The 18,215-nt window shown below is 70.0% G+C and carries 14 protein-coding genes; 7 read left to right on the forward strand and 7 right to left on the reverse strand.

Features of this window, described 5'->3' with window-relative positions; genetic code table 11:
* Positions 1-48: 48 nt before the first annotated feature.
* A complete protein-coding gene (locus AB0M83_RS12515) occupies positions 49-636 on the reverse strand; it encodes a TMEM165/GDT1 family protein (RefSeq protein ID WP_364516401.1) in 588 nt (195 codons plus the stop codon).
* 186 nt (positions 637-822) lie between these two features.
* Between AB0M83_RS12515 and AB0M83_RS12520 the strand changes: the two genes are divergently transcribed.
* The 5 genes from AB0M83_RS12520 (at position 823) to AB0M83_RS12540 (ending at position 9,197) form a co-directional block, all read left to right on the forward strand.
* On the forward strand, positions 823-1,782 hold the full coding sequence (locus AB0M83_RS12520; RefSeq protein ID WP_364516252.1) for a S41 family peptidase: 960 nt from the start codon (positions 823-825) through the stop codon (positions 1,780-1,782).
* A 79-nt stretch (positions 1,783-1,861) separates the two neighbouring features.
* Positions 1,862-3,334 carry a cytochrome ubiquinol oxidase subunit I gene (locus tag AB0M83_RS12525; protein ID WP_364516254.1) on the forward strand — a complete coding sequence of 491 codons (1,473 nt, stop codon included), beginning with the start codon at positions 1,862-1,864 and terminating at the stop codon, positions 3,332-3,334.
* Positions 3,335-3,460: 126 nt separating this feature from the next.
* Positions 3,461-4,468, forward strand: coding sequence for a cytochrome d ubiquinol oxidase subunit II (cydB, locus tag AB0M83_RS12530; protein ID WP_364516256.1), 1,008 nt, complete (start codon positions 3,461-3,463; stop codon positions 4,466-4,468).
* Positions 4,469-4,575: 107 nt separating this feature from the next.
* A complete protein-coding gene (gene cydC, locus AB0M83_RS12535; protein WP_364516403.1) occupies positions 4,576-7,749 on the forward strand; it encodes a thiol reductant ABC exporter subunit CydC in 3,174 nt (1,057 codons plus the stop codon).
* Positions 7,750-7,808: 59 nt separating this feature from the next.
* Positions 7,809-9,197, forward strand: coding sequence for a histidine kinase (locus AB0M83_RS12540; protein WP_364516405.1), 1,389 nt, complete (start codon positions 7,809-7,811; stop codon positions 9,195-9,197).
* A gap of 198 nt (positions 9,198-9,395) precedes the next feature.
* On the opposite strand, the gene AB0M83_RS12545 is transcribed toward AB0M83_RS12540, so the two are convergent.
* Entirely contained in the window at positions 9,396-10,022 is a 627-nt protein-coding gene (locus AB0M83_RS12545; protein ID WP_155548437.1) for a response regulator transcription factor, read from the reverse strand.
* 294 nt (positions 10,023-10,316) lie between these two features.
* Between AB0M83_RS12545 and AB0M83_RS12550 the strand changes: the two genes are divergently transcribed.
* Together AB0M83_RS12550 and AB0M83_RS12555 are read left to right on the forward strand one after the other, a co-directional pair.
* On the forward strand, positions 10,317-10,805 hold the full coding sequence (locus AB0M83_RS12550) for an excalibur calcium-binding domain-containing protein (RefSeq protein WP_364516258.1): 489 nt from the start codon (positions 10,317-10,319) through the stop codon (positions 10,803-10,805).
* Positions 10,802-11,440 (forward strand): class F sortase, encoded by a 639-nt coding sequence (locus AB0M83_RS12555; RefSeq protein WP_364516260.1) that lies wholly within the window; start codon positions 10,802-10,804, stop codon positions 11,438-11,440. Before AB0M83_RS12550 ends, AB0M83_RS12555 begins: the two co-directional genes overlap by 4 nt.
* On the opposite strand, the gene AB0M83_RS12560 is transcribed toward AB0M83_RS12555, so the two are convergent.
* The 5 genes from AB0M83_RS12560 to AB0M83_RS12580 all read right to left on the reverse strand — a co-directional run bounded on the left by AB0M83_RS12560 (position 11,437) and on the right by AB0M83_RS12580 (position 18,175).
* Positions 11,437-13,695, reverse strand: a complete 2,259-nt coding sequence (locus tag AB0M83_RS12560) for a helicase-associated domain-containing protein (RefSeq protein WP_364516262.1) — start codon at positions 13,693-13,695, stop codon at positions 11,437-11,439. The genes AB0M83_RS12555 and AB0M83_RS12560 overlap by 4 nt on opposite strands.
* Before the next feature lie 37 nt (positions 13,696-13,732).
* Positions 13,733-14,440, reverse strand: coding sequence for a hypothetical protein (locus tag AB0M83_RS12565; RefSeq protein WP_364516264.1), 708 nt, complete (start codon positions 14,438-14,440; stop codon positions 13,733-13,735).
* Between the two features lie 250 nt (positions 14,441-14,690).
* On the reverse strand, positions 14,691-16,673 hold the full coding sequence (locus tag AB0M83_RS12570) for a hypothetical protein (RefSeq protein WP_364516266.1): 1,983 nt from the start codon (positions 16,671-16,673) through the stop codon (positions 14,691-14,693).
* Positions 16,670-17,296 (reverse strand): hypothetical protein, encoded by a 627-nt coding sequence (locus AB0M83_RS12575; RefSeq protein ID WP_364516268.1) that lies wholly within the window; start codon positions 17,294-17,296, stop codon positions 16,670-16,672. Before AB0M83_RS12575 ends, AB0M83_RS12570 begins: the two co-directional genes overlap by 4 nt.
* Positions 17,297-17,503: 207 nt before the next feature.
* Complete coding sequence (locus AB0M83_RS12580; RefSeq protein WP_364516270.1) at positions 17,504-18,175, reverse strand: Crp/Fnr family transcriptional regulator; 672 nt, start codon at positions 18,173-18,175, stop codon at positions 17,504-17,506.
* Positions 18,176-18,215: the final 40 nt, after the last annotated feature.

The raw sequence follows: 18,215 nt of genomic DNA on the forward strand, positions 1-18,215 counted from the left end.
CACCCTTCCGTTTCCGGAAGGTTACCTGGCAAACCTGTGAACCAGCGGTCAGAAAGCCAGCTGGAGCAGGGCGAACGCCGCGAACCCGGCGAACGCGAACCCGGCGCAGCGCTGGATCAGCTTCGGCTTGATCCGGCTGCGGATCTTCGCGCCGATGAACACCGCGAGCCCGGCCACGACGATCAGCGCGGCGAACGCGCCGACGCCGACGGCGACGGGGTTGCCGATGCGGGCGGCGAGGCTCGCCGTCGCGAGCTGGGAGGCGTCCCCCCACTCGGCGGCGAAGAGCACGCCGAACGACGTCATCGCGGAGCGCAGGAAGGAGAGCGGGGCGGGACCGACGCGCGAAGCGTCTTCGCCTGCTTCGTCGGCTTCGCTGAATCCTTCGCGAAGGAGCATGAAAGAGCCGAGGCCGAACATCGCGGCGACCACCAGGGAAAGGACGACGTCCGGTAACAGCGTCAGCACACTGCCGAACGCGACCGCGATGACGCATTGCACGGCGAACGCCGCGCAGACGCCGGCGAATACCGGGCCACCGCGGAAACGCGTGGTCAGGACCAGGGTGGCGACCAGCGTCTTGTCCGGCAGTTCCACCGCGAGGACCAGGCCGAACGCGCTGATCAGCGCCACCATTGCGGGAGTCATGTGTATTTCTCGCCCCTTTCACTGCAACGATAAAGGGGAGTTTCGGAACGGCGCAAGCTGATGGCTTGCGCGAAATTGCCGGATCGGCAGTCGTGAATTTGTCATCAAGCCGCGTCGCACAATTTTCTTCGGCGCACCGAAAATTCGATTGTGGGCTGGGGTAGGTTGGCGGCCATGGGGTCTGAGGCGCGTGCTGCGCAGGTCGAAGAGGTCATCCGCCGGCTGGAAGCTCACTACGTGTTCCCGGATGTCGCGGCGAAGCTGGCAGAAGCGCTTCGCCAGCGTCTCGGCGAAGGCGCGTACGACGGACTCGGTGACGCGGAATTCGCGACGCTCGTCACAACGGACCTGCAGTCGGTCAACGGCGACAAGCACCTGCGCCTGCGCCACCACCTCGACCCCGTCGCCGACGACGGCGACGCGGCCGTGAACTCCGACGGGTTCCGGCTCGAGGCCGAGCTGGAGGGCTTCGGCATCGCCGAGGTCAAGAGACTCGCCGGCAACGTCGGCTACCTCGACACGACGATGCTCTACCCGCCCGAGCTGGCCGGACCCGCGATCGCGGCGGCGATGACGCTGCTCGCGCCTGCCGACGCCCTCCTGCTGGACGTGCGCCGCAACCGCGGCGGCACCCCCGGCACGAGCGCGCTGCTGCAGACCTACCTCGTCGACGAGCAGGTGCACTACCTCGACATCTACGAGCGCGAGGGCCACCGGACGACTCAGATGTGGACGCTGCCGTACGTCCCGGGCCTGCGGTTCGGCGGCACCAAGCCGGTCTGGGTGCTGACCGGGCCGCGGACGTTCTCCGGCGGCGAGGACCTCGCGTTCTCGCTCCAGCAGCAGGGCCGGGCGAAGACGGTCGGGGAAGCCACCCGCGGCGGCGCGCACCCGCGTGAGCAGTACAAAGTGGACACCTACCTCGACGTGACCGTGTCGATCGCGCGCTCGTTCCACCCGGAGACGGGGGAGAACTGGGAAGGCACCGGCGTCCGCCCGGACCTGCCGGTCGCCGCGGAGAGGGCGTTCGACACGGCGTACGCGCTGGCGCTCGAGCACGTCCTGGAGCTGGGTTCCGCCGGGCCGCGGCGGACGGTGGCGGACGAGGCGCGCCAGGCGCTCGACCGGCTGTAGTCACCCGGGACGTTGGTCCCGGGCCAGAGGGGACCACTTGATCTGGCTGGGCCCCCGGCTCCGGAGCACGCTGGACCACGTGGAGGTCCTTGAGCTAGCGCGGTGGCAGTTCGGCATCACCACCGTCTACCACTTCCTGATGGTCCCGCTGACCATCGGGCTGTCGATCCTGGTCGCGGCGATGCAGACCCGCTGGGTCCGCACCGGCGAGCTGCGGCACCTGAAGATGACGAAGTTCTGGGGCAAGCTGCTGCTGGTCAACTTCGCCATGGGCGTCGTCACCGGCATCGTGCAGGAGTTCCAGTTCGGGATGAACTGGAGCGCGTACTCGCGCTTCGTCGGCGACGTCTTCGGCGCGCCGCTCGCGATGGAAGGGCTCGTCGCGTTCTTCGTCGAGTCGACCTTCCTCGGCCTGTGGATCTTCGGCTGGGACCGGCTGCCGAAGAAGGTGCACCTGGCGTGCGCGTGGGCGTTTTCGCTGGCCACGATGGCGTCGGCGTACTTCATCCTGGCCGCGAACTCGTGGATGCAGCACCCGGTCGGCGTGACGTTCGAGAACGGCAAGCCGACGATGAACTCGATCTGGGCGGTGCTGACGAACAACACGGCGCTCGCCGCGATCCCGCACACCCTGGCCGGGGCGTTCTCGGTGGCGGCGGCGTTCCTGGTGGGCGTCGCGGGCTGGCACCTGTGGCGGCGCGGCTCGGATCAGGACGTGTGGCGGTCCTCGCTGCGGCTGGGCGGCTGGGTCGGCGTGGCGGCGTTCGCGGTCCTCGCGATCACGGGTGACACGCAGGGCAAGCTGATGTTCGAGCAGCAGCCGATGAAGATGGCGTCGGCGGAAGCGCTGTGCCACACGGAACAGCCGGCGAGCTTCTCGATCATCGCGATCGGCGACGTCGCCGGGGCCAACTGCGAGGACGTCAAGACGTTCAACGTGCCCGCGCTGCTGTCGTTCCTGGCGCACAACGACTTCAAGACCGAGGTCAAGGGCGTCGAGGACCTGATCACCGAGTACCAGGCGAAGTACGGCACGAACTACCCCGACGACCCCGCGCTGGGTTCGCTGGCGGGCAAGCCGATCGACTACGTGCCCAACCTGCCGGTGACGTACTGGGGCTTCCGCATGATGATCGGCTTCGGCGCGGTGTCGGCGGGCATCGGCCTGCTGGCCCTGTGGCTGACGCGCCGGGACCGCATTCCGGCCGGCCGCTGGTTCCCGCTGCTGGTCCTCGGCGGCATCGCGACGCCGTTCCTGGGCAACAGCGCGGGCTGGATCTTCACGGAGATGGGCCGTCAGCCGTTCGTGGTCGTCCCGAACCCCTCGGGCGTCGACGGGGTGTGGATGTTCACGGCCCAGGCGGTCTCGCACCTGACGACGGGTGAGGTGTGGACGTCCCTGATCGCGCTGACCACGGTGTACGCGGCGCTGGGCGTGGTGGAGCTGTACCTGATGCGCAAGTACATCCGCGGCGGCGTCGACGCGGTCATGCCGCCACCGAAGAAGGACTCCGACAAGACCGACGGCGACACGCTCGCCTTCGCGTACTGAGGTGGTGGACTCGATGGACACCCACAGTGCTGGTGTCTTCACTCTCCCGAGTTACCCACAGCCGACCTGTGGACAACTCCACCGGTTGTGGATAACTCATGGCTACCGCGCTCGAGGAGGGACGCGATGACCCTCGCCACGATCTGGTTCGCCGTCATCGCCTTCTTCTGGCTCGGCTACCTCTTCCTCGAAGGCTTCGACTTCGGCGTCGGGATGCTGCTGCCCGTCCTCGCGCGCGACAACACCGAGCGCCGCGTCATGGTCAACACCATCGGGCCGGTCTGGGACGGCAACGAGGTTTGGCTCATCGTCGCCGGCGGAGCCATGTTCGCCGCCTTCCCCGCCTGGTACGCGGGCCTGTTCTCGGCCGCCTACCTGCCGTTGCTGATCGTGCTGCTCGCCCTCATCGGCCGCGGCGTCGCGTTCGAATACCGCGGGAAGGTCGACTCCGAGCGCTGGCGGCGCACGTGGGACCGCGTGATCATGACCGGCTCGTGGGTCGCGCCGCTGGGTGTCGGCCTCATCCTCGCCACCACCGTCCTGGGCCTGCCCCTCGACGCCGCCGGCAACCGCGTCGGCTCCGCGTTCGCCGCCTTCCGCTGGGACACCCTGCTCGGCGCGATCGCGGTCGTCGCCTTCTCGCTCACGCACGGCGCCACCTTCCTGGCCCTCAAAACCAGCGGTGACCTGCGGGAGCGTGCCCATGGCCTGGTGCTCAAGCTGCTGCCGGCTGCCATGGTGCCGATCGTCGCGTTCCTGTCGGTCGTCCAGTGGCGCTCGGGCACGCTGTGGACACTGCTCGCGTTCGGGATCAGTGCTCTCGCCGCGGTGGTCGCCTGGCTGCGGCTGCGCGCCGACCGCGACGGCCAGGCGTTCGCCGCGCTCGGCGTCGTCATCGCGGGGGCCGCGGTGGTCATGTTCGGTGCGCTCTTCCCGAACGTCCTGCCCTCGACCCTCGACGTCGCCAACACGCTCACCATCGAGGGTGCCGCGTCGAGCCCGTACACGCTGACCGTGATGACCTGGGTCGCCGTCTTCGGCGCCCCGGCCGTGCTGATCTACCAGGGCTGGACGTACTGGGTGTTCCGCAAGCGCATCGGCACCCAGCACATCCCGGCGGTCCACGCGCCATGATGAACCGTTTTTTCGGGGGTTCCGGGTGGCGGAGCCCCCGGCCTGGGGCGGAGCCCCGGTTGTCACAGCTTCCCGGACGCGCTCCCCTTTCCGCCTCGGAGTCCACAGTGGACTCGGCGCGGCCGGGAAAGGGCCCGCTCGGCGCATTGCCGGCCCTCGTGCCGGCCGTGCGCCGGGCGCTGGCCCTGGTGGGGTTCCTCGCCTTCCTCAACGCCCTCGCGCTGGTGGCTCAGGCATTCCTGCTCGCCGACGTCCTCGCGGCGATCGTCGGAGCGGGTTCCGGGGGACGCACCGCCCAGCTGGCCGCGCTGCTCGCGCTCGTCGTGACGCGCGCGTTGACCGGCTGGGCGGTGCGCACGGTCTCCGCCCGCGCCGCCGCGACCGCCCAACGCGAGCTGCGCGCGAAGGCCGTCGACCACGCGCTGCGCCTCGGGCCCGAGTGGATCGCCCGCCGCGGCCACGGCGAGCTGACGGCGTTGACGACCCGCGGCCTCGACGCGCTCGACGCGTACTTCCGCGAATACCTGCCCGCCCTGGTCACGGCGGCGGTCGTGCCGCTCGGCGCCGGCGCGGCGATCCTGTTCGCCGACTGGCCGTCCGGCGTGATCGTCGCGCTCACGGTGCCGCTGCTGCCGATGTTCGCGATCCTCGTCGGCAAGTACACGGCCGGGCGCGTCGCGGGCGCGACCGACGCGACGCACCGGATGTCCGAACGGCTCCTGGAGCTCGTGCGCGTGCTGCCGGTGCTGACCGCGTTCCGCCGCGCCGCCGCGCAGGGCGAGACGGTCCGGCAGCTGTCCGAACGCCACCGCCGCGCGACGCTCAAGACGTTGAAGGTCGCGTTTTCTTCGGCGTTCGTCCTCGAACTGATCGCGACGCTGTCGGTCGCGCTGGTCGCGGTGGTGATCGGCGTCCGGCTCGCCGGCGGGAACCTGCCGCTGGCCATCGGGCTCGGCGTGCTGATCCTCGCGCCGGAGTGCTACCAGCCGGTGCGCGCGGTCGGCGCCGCGTTCCACGCCAGCGAGGACGGCGTCGAAGCGGTCCGGCGCGTCGCCGACCTGCTGACCGAGCCGGTGCCCCCGCCTGGCACCGCGGTCCCTTCGCGTGGCTCACTTCGGGTGTCGGCCCTGCGCGTGGCGCGACGCGGCGGGTTCGCGCCTGATGGCGAGACGTTCAGCGTCCGTCCGGGCGAGACTGTCTGGCTTCGCGCGCCGAGTGGCGGCGGCAAGTCGACGACGCTCGCGGCGCTGCTCGGGTTCGTCCCGGCCCACGACGGCGCCATCACGATCGGCTTGACGAACCTGGCCGACGCCGACCTCGCGCGCTGGCGCGAGCAGGTCGCGTGGGTGCCGCAGTCGCCCGTGTTCACCGGCGGCACGGTCCGCGAAGAGATCGGCTCCGACGGTTTGCTCGGCGAACTCGGCCTGACCGGGCTCGCGGACCGGCCGGTGGCCCGGCTTTCGCTGGGGCAACGTCAGCGCGTCGCGGTCGCCCGGGCGCTTCAGCGAGTGCGGGACGGCGCGTGGCTGCTCCTGCTCGACGAGCCGACGGCCCACCTGGACGAGGCCAACGCACGGCTGGTGCTCGACGCGGTCCAGCGAGCGGTCGACGACGGCGCCGCGGCGGTCATCGCGGCCCACGAGCACGCGGCGGCGGTCGACCTGCCGTCCGAGGCCCCGGTTCTCACTGCAGAGTCCACTGTGGACACTGCAGCGTCGCCGATCGCGTGGCGAGCACTGCTCGACGGCCGGCTCTTCGGCGGCGCGGCGCTGGGCGCGCTCGCACTGCTGGCCGGGGTGGCGCTGACGGCGACGTCGGGCTGGCTGATCGCCAGGGCGTCGCAGCAGCCGCCGATCCTGACCCTGACGGTCGCGGTGGTCGGCGTCCGCGCGTTCGGGCTGGGCCGCGCCGGGCTGAGGTACGTCGAACGGCTGGTCACGCACGACGCGGCGTTCCGCATCGCGGGCCGCCTCCGGGTGCGGCTGTGGAATTCGCTCGTCCGGCTCGGTCCCGCGCGGGGCTTGCGTGCGGGCGAGGGGCAGCGCCGCTTGGTCGCCGACGTCGACACGGTGCGCGACCTGCTGCCGCGGGTGGTGTCGCCGCCGCTGGTGGTGGCGCTGGTCGCGGCGGGCGCGATCGCCGTGCAGACATGGGTCCTGCCGGCGGCCGGTCTGGTACTGGCGGCGGCGGTGGCGGTGGGGCTGTGCGCACCATGGGTGGCCCTGCACGCCGAACGCCGCGCGACGACGGCCCTGGCGGACGGCCGGCGCGAAGTGGCATCGCGAGTCCTGGTGCTGTTCGAAGCGGCGGCGGAGCTGCTGGCGTACGGCAAGGATCGCGACCATCGCCACGCACTCACGGAGGCCGACACACGGCTGGCGGGGCAGGCGCGCCGCCAGGCGTTCGGCGCGGGCGCGGCGGAGGCGTTGATCACGCTGGCCTGCGGAACGGGCGCGGTGGTGAGCACGGCGCTGGCCGCCCAGGCGGTCGCGGCCGGAAGGCTCGACGCCGTGCTCGCGCCGCTGCTGGCTCTGGTGCCGCTGGCGCTGGCGGAGGTACTGACGCTCTTGCCACCGGCGGCCCAGCACTGGGACACCCTCCAGCGCGCTCGGCAACGCCTGGCCGACACACCCGCGCCGGTTCATGTACCGCACAAAGACGACAACCGCGTGGTGCTGCGGGGAGCTGATCTCGGCTGGCCGGGCGGGCCGGTGGTCTTGCGCGGTGTCGACCTCGACCTGGCGCCGGGGACGTACGCCGCGGTGGTGGGGCCGAGCGGTGTCGGCAAGTCGACTCTCGTGGCCGCGCTGCTGGGCTTTCTCGCTCCTCGGCGCGGTGTGGTCGCCGTCCCGGAGCGGGTGGCCTGGGCTCCTCAGGAGCCGATGCTCGCCGGCACCACGGTGGCCGAGAACCTCCGGCTCGCACAGCCGATGGCAACCGCGGAAGACCTGCGCGAGGCGTTGCGGCAGGCCGCGCTCGGCGACCTCGATCCGTCGACGGTGCTGGGCAGCGGTGGCAGCGGGCTCTCCGGCGGCCAGGCACAGCGCGTCGCGCTGGCGCGGGCGTTGCTCGGGGCGCCGTCGGCCGGTCTGGTGCTGCTCGACGAACCGACCGCCCACCTCGACGAGCCGACGGCCCAGGTCGTGCGTGCGCATCTGCGGGCGGCGCTGGCGGGCCGGACGGTCGTGCACGTGACCCACCGAGCCGAGGAAGCCGCCGGCGCGGACGTGGTGTTCGAGGTGCGGGACGGCCGGGTCGTGGCGCGGGTGCCGGTGTCGTGATCGATTCTCGTAGCGTGCTTGGCGCGCCGCCGCAGCGTCGCGCGATAATGACGGAACTCATGGATCCGACGCTTGCCGCGCGGGCGCTGTCCGCCGCCACCGAGATCACGAGCACCGCCCTGTCCGGCGACGACCCAGGAGCGGTGCTGGACACGGTCGTCGCCCGCGCGGCCGAACTCGCCGACGCGGACCTGGGCCTGGCCATGGTCAGCGCCGAGGACGGCCGAGTCGTGGTCGAGGCAGCCCACTACGCCACCGCCCACCCGGCCGAGCCGACCGGCCCGAAGGCGGAAAGCAGCCCTTCCGACGACCGTGATCCGGCGCCGGGCGAGCAGGCCGGCCCGCTCGTCGACTGGAGCGCCGACGCTCGACCGGCTTCGGCGGACGCGAGGGTCGGCGGCCAAGCCCGAGCGGCCGAAGAGCGCGCCAGTGAACCGCATGCTTCGCTCGGCGACCCAGCCGCAGCCAGCGGTGCAAGCACCGCTGGCGCCGTGAGCGGAGTGAGTGCCGGGGAGGCCTTGCGCGGGCTTGCTTTCTCCGCGGACTCCGCTGCCGGGCGGGTCGCTCGGGGCGGCGAGCCCATCGCCAGCGCCGACTTCACCGTCGATCCGCGGACCGCGCCCTACGTTCCTGCCGAACTGCAGGGCTATGGGCCCTTCGCCGCCGCGCCGTTCGGGTCCGGGGGGCGGGTTCTCGGCGCTCTCACCGTCTATCGGAAGCACGGGCGCGAGCCGTTCTCCGCGGGGACCGTCGAGATGCTCGTTGCCTTCGCCGCCCAAGCCGGGGTTGTCCTCGCGCTCGCCGAAGGTGCCAACGCTCGCCACCGCGTCGCGCTCTACGAAGAGCGGGAACGGATCGCTCGCGAACTCCACGACGTCATCGTCCAACGCCTCTACGGCGCCGGGATGCAGCTCGACCGGGTTCGGCGCAACATGCGCAAGCGGTTCGCCCAGGCCGACGGTGCGCGGCTCTCGGACGCCATCGACCAGCTCGACCAGACCATCGAGGAGATCCGGGGCACCGTGCGCGCGCTGAGGTCGCCCGAGCCTCGCCACGACACCGGCACGCCCACCGACCTCGCCGAGTCGGCGCGCGGCGAGGTCCGCATCGCCGGCGAACTACTCGGGTACCCGCCGACCCTGGAGCTGTCCGGCGAATTCGCCGACATTCCCGCGGAAAGCGCCGACCACATCCGGGCCGCCCTGCGCGAAGCTCTGTCCAATGTGGTCAGACACTCCGGCGCGAGCGAAACCCGCGTGACCCTGACCAGGGACTCCGGCGGCGTGAAACTCCGTGTCCGGGACAACGGTTCCGGCGTCCCCCAAGGCGTCGCCACCCGTGGCCTGCGTCATCTTGCCGAACGCGCGGACGCCGCCGGGGGCAAGTTCTTCCTGAACTCCTCACCCAGCCTCGGCACGCTCGTCGCGTTCGACCTCCCACTTGCCTGAGCACGATCTACCCTTCTCGGGTCATCCCGCCTCCCTTCCTCGCCCTCAGTGAAGATCGTACCGGCTTTTCGAACACCCATTCGACTCACATTCGAGTGAAAACGGCAGGTCGAAACCGCCGATTCGGATGGCGGACCGTGACGACCGGTGAAAAGGACGCAGCGAACGGCGGCTTGCGGACGAGGCGGTTGCGCGGAGTTACTTCTCCCGGCGCGCGATCCAGGCGGCGGCCTGCGTCCGGCGCTGCATGCCGAGCTTCGCCAGCACCGACGTGACGTAGTTCTTGACCGTCTTCTCGGCGAGGAACAGCCGTTCGGCGATCTCGCGGTTCGACAGGCCCTGGCCGATCAGCTCGAGCACGTCCCGCTCGCGCTCGGTCAGCGTCGCCAGCTCGTCCGTCGGCGGGTGCCGCATCTTGTCCAGCACCCGCGCGGTGCTCACCGGGTCCAGCAGCGACCGCCCGGCCGCCACCTCGCGGACCGCGTACACCACGTCCTGCCCCCGCACCTGCTTCAGCAGATACCCCGCGGCGCCGGCCATGATCGCGCCGACCATCGCCTCTTCGTCGTCGAACGCGGTCAGCATCAGGCAGGCCGGCGGGTTCGGCTTGGACCGCAGCTCGCGGCAGAGCGTGATGCCGTCACCGTCGCCGAGGCGGACGTCGACCACCGCGACCTCCGGCTCGACGTGCATCGCGACCGCCAGGGCCTCTTCGACGCTGCCCGCTTCGGCGACGACCTCGATGTCGGGCTCGTCGCCGAGGAGGTCGCGGAGCCCGCGGCGGACCAGTTCGTGGTCGTCGACGAGCAGTACCTGGATCGGCATATCCCCAGGCTACGGGGTACGCGCGCGCCGCGGTGACGGCTGGTCCGCACGTCACACCCGCCACGGCCGGTCGATTAGCCCCAAAGTGTGACCGCGGAACTCGTAACAAACCCGCCGGTACGCATTCCTGCCACTGATTCCGCAGGTCACGGGCAAAGGGGAAATAATCACGAGCCGGCCGGATTTTGGTGAGGCGCCGCCGTTTCCGAAATTCCGGAACAGGACGTAACAGGCCTGCCGTGGCCGCGATAGTTACCACACAATAACCCCGATTCTTCCTGAAAGGACCTTCCGGTGTCCTTGTTTCGTCGTGCCCTGACGACGGCCGCGGCCGTCGCCGGGCTCGCTCTCCTCGGCCCTGTTCCCCTCGCTTCCGCGCAGCTCGCGACGCCGCTCGCGGCCGACCTGGACTGCAAGAACTTCCAGTACCAGGAAGAGGCGCAGGCGGTACTCGACGCAACGCCGGGCGACCCGAACAACCTCGATTCCGATCACGACGGAATCGCCTGCGAATCCCTGCCGCCGCGTCCGCGGCAGAATACGTCCACGCCGACGGCCGAACAGCCGTCGCCCACGACGAAGACCCACACCGCCCCGAAGTCCACCACCCCCAAGAAGTCCACGACGGGCAACCAGGTGAAGGTGAAGCCGGTCGGCGGCGTCGCCACCGGCGGCGGCGAGCCGGACGAGGGCGCTCCCGTCTTCCTGGTGCTGAGCGGTGCGCTGCTCGCCTCGGCGGTGTCCGGCGGCATGGTGCTCTACCTGCGCCGGCGCACGAGTTGAGGCACCCGCGCCTGTGGCCGGCGGTCACGGCGGTCGTCGCCGCGCTCGGTGCGGTCCTGGTGGTGGCCTTCGTCCTCGCCTTCTCGCCGCACCCGCCGGAGCAGGTCGCCCCACCGTCCGCCACGCCTGTCGAGATCGCGCCGTCGTCCACCGCCGCGCCGTCCGGCGGCGGGCTCCCGGCAGCGAAACCGGCCTCCCTGAGCATCCCGGCGATCGGCGTGCGGGCCGACGGGATCAAGGACCTCGGGCTGACTTCGGGCGGTGAGCTCGAGGTTCCCGGTGACGCCACGACGGTCGGCTGGTTCACCGGCGCGCCGTCGCCCGGCGAGGCCGGGCCGGCGGTGCTGGCGGCGCACGTCGACTACAAGCACGTGCCCGGCGCTTTCTCCCGGCTCAAGGAGCTGCACCCGGGTGAGCAGGCGAGGGTCGGGCGCACCGACGGCCGGACGGCGGTCTTCACGGTCTACCGCGTCGACCGCTACGCCAAGGCGGAGTTCCCGACGGACCAGGTCTACGGCGACACGGCCGACCCCGAGCTGCGGCTCATCACCTGCGGCGGGGCGTTCGACCGGGCGAGCGGCAACTACCTCGACAACGTCGTCGTCTACGCGCGGCTCACCGGCGTCGAGGCCTAGCCGAGCTCGATCCGGGCCAGCTCGAGCCGCCGGTACGCACGGTCGCCGAGCGACCAGACGTCCAGGACGTCGCCGTCGAGCTCCGGGTAGGCGATCACGAGCCGGGTGAGGTCGCCGTCGGTCCGGTAGCCGATGTCCGCCGAGATCCCGGCTTCGAGCTGCCAGCAGAGCTGTTGCTGCTTCGGCGTGAGACGTCCGGCGTAGCGGTCGCTCATCGCCCGCGCGAGCTGCCCGCGCAGCAGGCTCGGGCCGCTCGCCGGGGCCGCGAGCAGCCGCTCGGCGTGCTCGAGGGGATCGGGCGGCCGGTCGGCGGGGCCGGCGTCGCGGACGACGGCCTTGGGCTCGGCCGGTTCGCGGGCGGGCAGCACGATGCTGCCGTCGGCGGCGTGGTGGGCCGGCGCGTATCCCGCGCTCCGCAACGCCTCGAGCGTGCCCGAAGCGTCCACTGTGGACGTCAGGACGGTCGGTGCCACCGCCCGCAGGCCGAGTTTCGCGAGCTTGCGGTGCGCGGCCAGCTCGGCGAGCAGGGCGGGTTCGCCGACGACGACGCTCGCGACGTCGTGCACCTGTGCCTCACCGTGGCGCCGCGCGACGTCGTTGACCAGGTACACCAGCGGTTGCGGCAGCTCTCCCGCGGCGATCGCACCGAGTTCGTCGAGCAGTTCGGCGGCCGTCGCGCCCTGGTCGAACGCCCGCCGGACGCTCGCGGGGGAGAACCGCCAGCTGGTCGCGGTGCCCTGGGCCTCGCGGTCGGCGACGCGGTCGAGCGACGCGGCGAGCCGGGCGTCCGGCGACCCGGGCACGATCGCGGTCAGGTCGGTGCCGAACAACGCCGTCGTCCGCGCGCGGGCGACCAGCTCGTCGGTGACTTCGACGAGCCCGTCCTCCGAGAGGAGGGCGCGGCCGGTCGCGGTGACGGCGCCGTGCGCGACGACGCCGAGGAGTTCGGCCACCTCGAGCGCGTCCCGGACATGACCGGCGAAGTCTTCCGCCGGCAGCATCGGCGCGTGCCACTCGGCGAGGCGGGTCAGCTCATCGACGTCGGCGATCGCGGCGCCGGGCTCGAGCCGCGCCAGCAGCCGCACGAGGAGACGTCGCACCAGCGCGTCGACGTCGGTCCCGTACTCCGGCGGCGCCGGCTCCCACCAGGTCGTCAGCAGCAGGCGGTAGAGCAGCGCGGGCCCGGGCCGGGCGAGGTCGGGGTCCGGCGCCAGCGTGGGCGGCGGCGCCTTCTGGCCGCGGCGCGGTGGCGGCGGTTCGTCGGCGAGCAGCAGCCCGGCCTGCGCCGCGAGATCGATGGCCAGCTCGATCTCCGCGGGCGTCGCCCCGGTGTCCTTGGCGACCTTCTTGACGAGCCGCGCGCCGATCGTGCCGTCCTTGAGCAGCGGCAACGGCTCCGCGCCGGCGAGTTCGAGGACCGCCGAGACGCGGTCGAGCAGCCGCAGCGCGGCGGCCGAAGACGTGGCTTCGGCCGACTCGGCGCCGACGTGCGTGACGGCGTACTCCGGTTCGTGGGGCGTGAACGGCAGCTGGTGGTCCGGTCCGCGCAGGGCCAACGACACCTCGATCGGCATGACCGCGCTGCCGTAGTAGGTGCCGAACAGGAAACCGTGCTCGAACGCCCAGCCCTCCGCGTGGTGGAAGGCCGGCAGCCCGTCGGCCTCGGGGACGCCGTCGGCCATGTCCTGCAGCAGTTTCCGCGTCGGTTCGGGGGCGGTGCGGAACAGCTCGCGCACGCGGTCGCCGTCGCGGTAGAAGCGAAGGAGCTGCTGGCGGCCCTCGGGCAGCCCGAGGATCCGGGTCAGCTGCGCCGCGCGGCTCGAGCCGATCTCCCCGAGCAGTTCCCCGACGGGCTGGCCGAGGCCTTCGTCGCTGAAGTTGCTCTTCTGCAGGAGTTTCGGGAGCCGGACGCCGTCGGAGTCGTGCCACAGCAGGGCTCGCTCGGCAAGATCGTCCACAAAGGATTCGCACGTATCGGCCGTCGTGCCGAGCAGCCGCGCGATTTCCCCGACCGGCGTCGGCCGTTGCCCGAGTGCGTAACAGAGCTGGACCGCGCTCAGGACCTGCACCTGCGGCAGCGACAACCCGAGCACGGCATCGTTGACGGACTCGGCGGAGGCGAGCCGCGCCGCGACGACGTCGAGCCGCCGCGGCCACGGTTCCTCGAGCACGTCGGGCCGGTGGGTGAGCAGTCTCGCCAGCTCTTCGCGGTCCAGGGCGGCGAGCCTGCGGAGCAGCTCGTCGGCGGTGGTCATCGGCCCAGGTTAGAGCCCCGGCGATAGGGCCGATCGGTTAGGGCTTGTGGCCGTTGTGCAAGGTGATGGGTTCGGTACCGAGAGTCTCGCCGAGAGAGTCCCGCAACCTGTTGAGCTCGCTCTCGCGGCTCCGGCTGGTCAGGCTCGAAAGCCAGGCCAACCGCATCTCGTGGAGGTCGAAGTCGTCCGCCTCACTCATCATCCGCCCGACCGCGTTGCGGAACGGGTCGTCGGCGTCGAGCACGGATCGCCCGATCGGGATGTCGTACAGGTGAATCTGGCTGAGCACGTCGCGAACCGACGTCGTGTCGTTGCTCAGCATCATCGCGAGCAGGCTGACCTTGCCGGAATCGATCACGTCGGCGTAGAACTTGATCCGCTCCCGGTCCATGTCGCGGCGTTCGCGGTCGACTAAGCGGGCTCGTCGGATCTCCTCCAGGGAGTACCGGTGGAGCGCGCCTTCCCCGGTGAGCCGGAACAGGGAGTCGACCTCGCCCCAGGAGACCGTCCCTCCGGTGAGCGGGCGCATGGCTTCGAGCAGTTCGTCGACCTTGATCGCCAGCTTCTCGATCTCGTCGAGGGTGGTCTTGCGGACCAGGGGACGCAGGATGTCCTCCATGTCGGCGCGGATGGCGTCGACGTGGTCCACCTTCGGTTGCTTGATCAGCGCGACGGGGTCGGTGATCCGCCAGCGGACGGTGAGGATGCCCTCGACGATCGCGCCTTCCTGCTCCGTCTCGAACACGCTTCGAAACGTCGAGGTGCTGCTAGACACATCGACTTCGTAGAGCCTCCGGATGCTTTTCGCCAATGCGATGCCGAGCTTCTGGACCTGGGTCGTACCACCGAGGTGGAGATTGCTGGATGCCCAGTGGCCGTCGTCGCACTCGGCGATCAGGACCGTGCTCCCGCGCTTGCGCAACTGGTGCCGCAGAATGCTCCTGGTCGGACGGGCACAGCGGCGCACACCTCGCCACGCAACACTCTCGGTCTCATCACTCATCGGACAGCTCCTTCAAGACTTCAGCGGTCAACGCGGCGAGTGGGGCAGTGGATTTGGGTTCTTCAGTGAAGTACTTCCTCAGGAAGTACGAGAACCGCCGCACGAGGATCTCGTCGGGGGCGTCCAGCAGTAGTTTGAGAACTCGGCTCACGTGCCGCCGCAGTTCGGTGCGAGTGCCGGCCGCGATCGCCCACATGGCCAGGCCGAACAGGACGAGTTCCCGATGGCGTGGCTGCTCGAGCAGGACGGTGAACAAGATCCGGACGGCCACGGATTCCTGGTCTTTGAACTGCAGTGGTTCGCCAGTCTCCAAGCAGAGCGCGGTCATCGCGCATCGGGTAGCGATGTCCTGCTGCGTGGCGCCACCATGGAGGATCCAGACGGGCAGGCTACTGAGCACCAGGCCGCGGTTGCTGGATTCATCCAGCAGCGACTTCAGCGATCGGATGATCTCGCGCTTCAGGTACCTGTCACATTCCCGTGTCAATCTCCTAAGCTGGTTCAACGTGAATTCGGGATGGTCTTGGCCGAAAGTATTGCGGCAGACAAGGGCTGCAGTGAAACGGAGTTTCTCATCGGCGGTGTGCCGTGCCCACCAGTTCACCCGGTTCTTGACACCTTGCACGTAGCCGCTGTTCTCGCACAGGCCGCTCAGGATCAACGCCGCCGCCGACTGTTGGAACCTCGACCCGGTCACCCACGAACTCACCCAGTCGAACGGATTCGGTTCGGCCGCCTTCGCGAGCATCTGGCCGAACCGGCTCATCGCAGCTTCGTGCCGATCGGATAGCCAAGGGAGTTCGCCGTCCAGGTCACTCATCCAGGACTGAAGTGCCGGCCGGATGCGTTCGTACTCTTTCCAGGCGTAGGCGAGCAGTCTCGCTCCCCAACCCGGTCTGGAGAACTTGACCGGTTCGCCGTCGATCCGCTGCCAGCTATCCGGAGATTGAATCTGCGCGCGAATTCGGCGTAGTCGTTCGGCGCGGGTTTCCTCGAAGAGGTCCGGTGGCAAGTACGGCCAGAGCTCGTCGTTCTCGGGGTTGCTGAGGATGTCTTCGAGTTTCTTCGCCGCGGCCGCGACGTCGTTGTAGCCGCTGTCCTCCATCAGCGCTACGGTGATCGCCAGGGCGCGAGCAGGGATGTCTTCGTTGTCGGCGAACCACGCGGCCACATCCTCGTCACCGCGGCGGCGGATGGTCGCCTTGATGTCGTCTTCCGAGTACTGACCGTCGGCCATCGCACCCAGCAGACGGGCGATCTCGGACGCGCGCCACGGTGCGCAGTCCGTGAGGTCGTCGTCCCGGTCCAATGCCTTCACCAGATCGACCGGGTACCCGTTGGCCCGCAGGTGGGCTCTGACCATTTCGGCCGGTTCGGCCGGTGTCATCTCGGCGACGTAGGGTCGGGCGCGTGCGAGGTCGATGTCCTCGTTGGCGAAGGTGACCACCAGGTAGGCGTCGAGCTCGACGAGCGAGTGGGCCAGCTGGCCGAGAACGTGGTAGTCGAGCTCGCCGCACCACTCGTCCGCGTTGACGTCGTTCCACAGGTAACCGGCCGTGCTGCCGCTCTGCTTCAGGTCGAGGAGCTCCCGGGCCCCGCGGGTCGGGTCGAGCCTTTTGAGGTCGTGCAGGTTCGCGTCGATCAGCAGCCGGACGCCGGCCAGGCTGCGGCCGCTCGAGCGGCCGCACAGGAGCACCAGCCGGTGTTCGGCCAGGATCCGGCTGGCCTGGCCGTAGCCTCCCGGTACGCAGAACGCCGACACCGCCTGATCGACCAGCGAATCCGCGACCGGCCCGTAGACCAGGCCGGTTTTGACCTCCTTGTCATCGTCGATTTCCTCGCCGGCGTAGAAGTTCTCGGCGTAAATGCCGTTGTTGGTCAGAACCGCTTTCTCGGGTTCCCGCGCCGGCGGCTCCTGGCTGTCCGGTTCCGGAGCCTTGGCCTCGCCTGCGTCCTTCTCGACCGTCGCGGTCATGGGCGTTTCCGGCCGAGGTAGTTGTTGACGATCGGGCCGGAGTTCGTGCCGATGAACCCGGTTCCCTGCACTCCGCCGTTGATCACCTGGGCACCGCCGGCCGGAGTGGGTGCAGCCGGTTCGGGCGAGGCGGTGGCGGGCAAGCTGTCGAGGACCACGCCGGGTATCCATACCCAGGAGGTTTCCTCGAACTCCTTGTTGGTGATCACGAGCCGGCTGAAGTCGTGCTTCACCAGCCGGCTCGTGTGTCCGGCCTGGACCGCCGTACGAAAGGCCTGCGCCGAAAGGACGGTGACCACGGTGACCGGCCGTCGGTCGGCGAGGCGCCGGACGACGTCCTTCACGGCGGACGCGTCCAACAGGCGGGCCAGTTCGATCATCGGACGCTGGAAGCTGTCGCCGTCCACCACTCGGATCGGCGCGGCGTGAACGGCCAGACGCAATCCGATGGCTGGGATCGAGCGCCGGTTCCGCAGGTACAGGCGGCCGTGCAGGAAGTGGGCGGCGTCGATGAGAGCCGGCAGACTCGACTCGGGAAACGCCGCCAGGTAGCCGTCACCCGTTCCCGAGTAGTTGACTCGTGCGGCCGTGTCGACACCGGTGTGGTCGAACGCTTCGCTCACCAGCTCATCCGCCGTCTGCCTGACCTCGTCAAGCAGGTCGTCGTCGTTGCTCGACGAACCGATGACGTCGAACCCGAACAGGGCTCGCGTCGCGGGCATCTCGCTCATTCAGCCACCTCTCCTCGTCGGTGGGGGAAGTCTTCGATACGCCCACGGTGGGTCACCACCGGAAATCCGGGAGACAGGCGACGGGTGGTGTGCTGCCGGTCAGTCCTCGGTGGACTTACTCAAGCCGTCGATGTCGCGGAGCAGAAACCACTTCTTGTCGGTGGCGATGGCACCTTCAGCGGTCAACGTCGACAGGACGTCATCGACTGTCTTCTCCGAAGCCGCGACGCTCTGCGAGAGATCTCGCCGCGAGAACCCGGCGATCTCGACGCCCTCGGCGCTCTGCCTGCCGTACTGGCCCGCCCAGTCCAACAGTTTGCGGACGACTCGCATCCGGACCCCGTCGGAAAGGTAGGAGAGCCGTTCCCGATCGGCTCGGTGCAGACGGATTTGCACCGTTCTCAGGACGTGCTGCATCGCCGCCGGGTGGCGCCCGATGAACGCCCGGAACTCGGCGCCGGGGATTTCGGTGATCGTTCCGCCCGTGCGCCCTCGGCCGCTGGCCGAGCGCGGCAGCCGGTCCATGGCGCTGAGCTCGCAGAGCAGCTCACCGCGACCGTAGATGCCCAGGATCAGCTCCTTGCCGTTGCCGGCCGTCACGTACACCTTCACGAGGCCGGACTCGACGAGGAAGACGCTTCCCGAAGAATCATGCTCCATGAACAGTTGATCATTTTCTCCGAATCTCCGCGTGAATCCTTTCGTCCTTAGCTCAGCCAACGCTTCACGGCCGATCTTGGCGCCGAAGGAATCCAAGTGTCCCCTGTCCATCTGACCAGTTTCTGCAACCGCTCCGAGTGAATCAATGGGG

This window comes from Amycolatopsis sp. NPDC051106 (genome assembly GCF_040682775.1).
In the GTDB taxonomy this organism is placed as follows: Bacteria; Actinomycetota; Actinomycetes; order Mycobacteriales; family Pseudonocardiaceae; genus Amycolatopsis.

Bases quoted from the DNA above. Each gene is read 5' to 3' on its own strand.
- AB0M83_RS12580 (WP_364516270.1), bottom strand. From the start codon at position 18,175: ATGGACAGGGGACACTTGGATTCCTTCGGCGCCAAGATCGGCCGTGAA.
- AB0M83_RS12570 (WP_364516266.1), bottom strand. From the start codon at position 16,673: ATGACCGCGACGGTCGAGAAGGACGCAGGCGAGGCCAAGGCTCCGGAA.
- AB0M83_RS12540 (WP_364516405.1), top strand. From the start codon at position 7,809: ATGGATCCGACGCTTGCCGCGCGGGCGCTGTCCGCCGCCACCGAGATC.
- AB0M83_RS12545 (WP_155548437.1), bottom strand. From the start codon at position 10,022: ATGCCGATCCAGGTACTGCTCGTCGACGACCACGAACTGGTCCGCCGC.
- cydB (WP_364516256.1), top strand. From the start codon at position 3,461: ATGACCCTCGCCACGATCTGGTTCGCCGTCATCGCCTTCTTCTGGCTC.
- AB0M83_RS12520 (WP_364516252.1), top strand. From the start codon at position 823: ATGGGGTCTGAGGCGCGTGCTGCGCAGGTCGAAGAGGTCATCCGCCGG.
- AB0M83_RS12560 (WP_364516262.1), bottom strand. From the start codon at position 13,695: ATGACCACCGCCGACGAGCTGCTCCGCAGGCTCGCCGCCCTGGACCGC.
- AB0M83_RS12515 (WP_364516401.1), bottom strand. From the start codon at position 636: ATGGTGGCGCTGATCAGCGCGTTCGGCCTGGTCCTCGCGGTGGAACTG.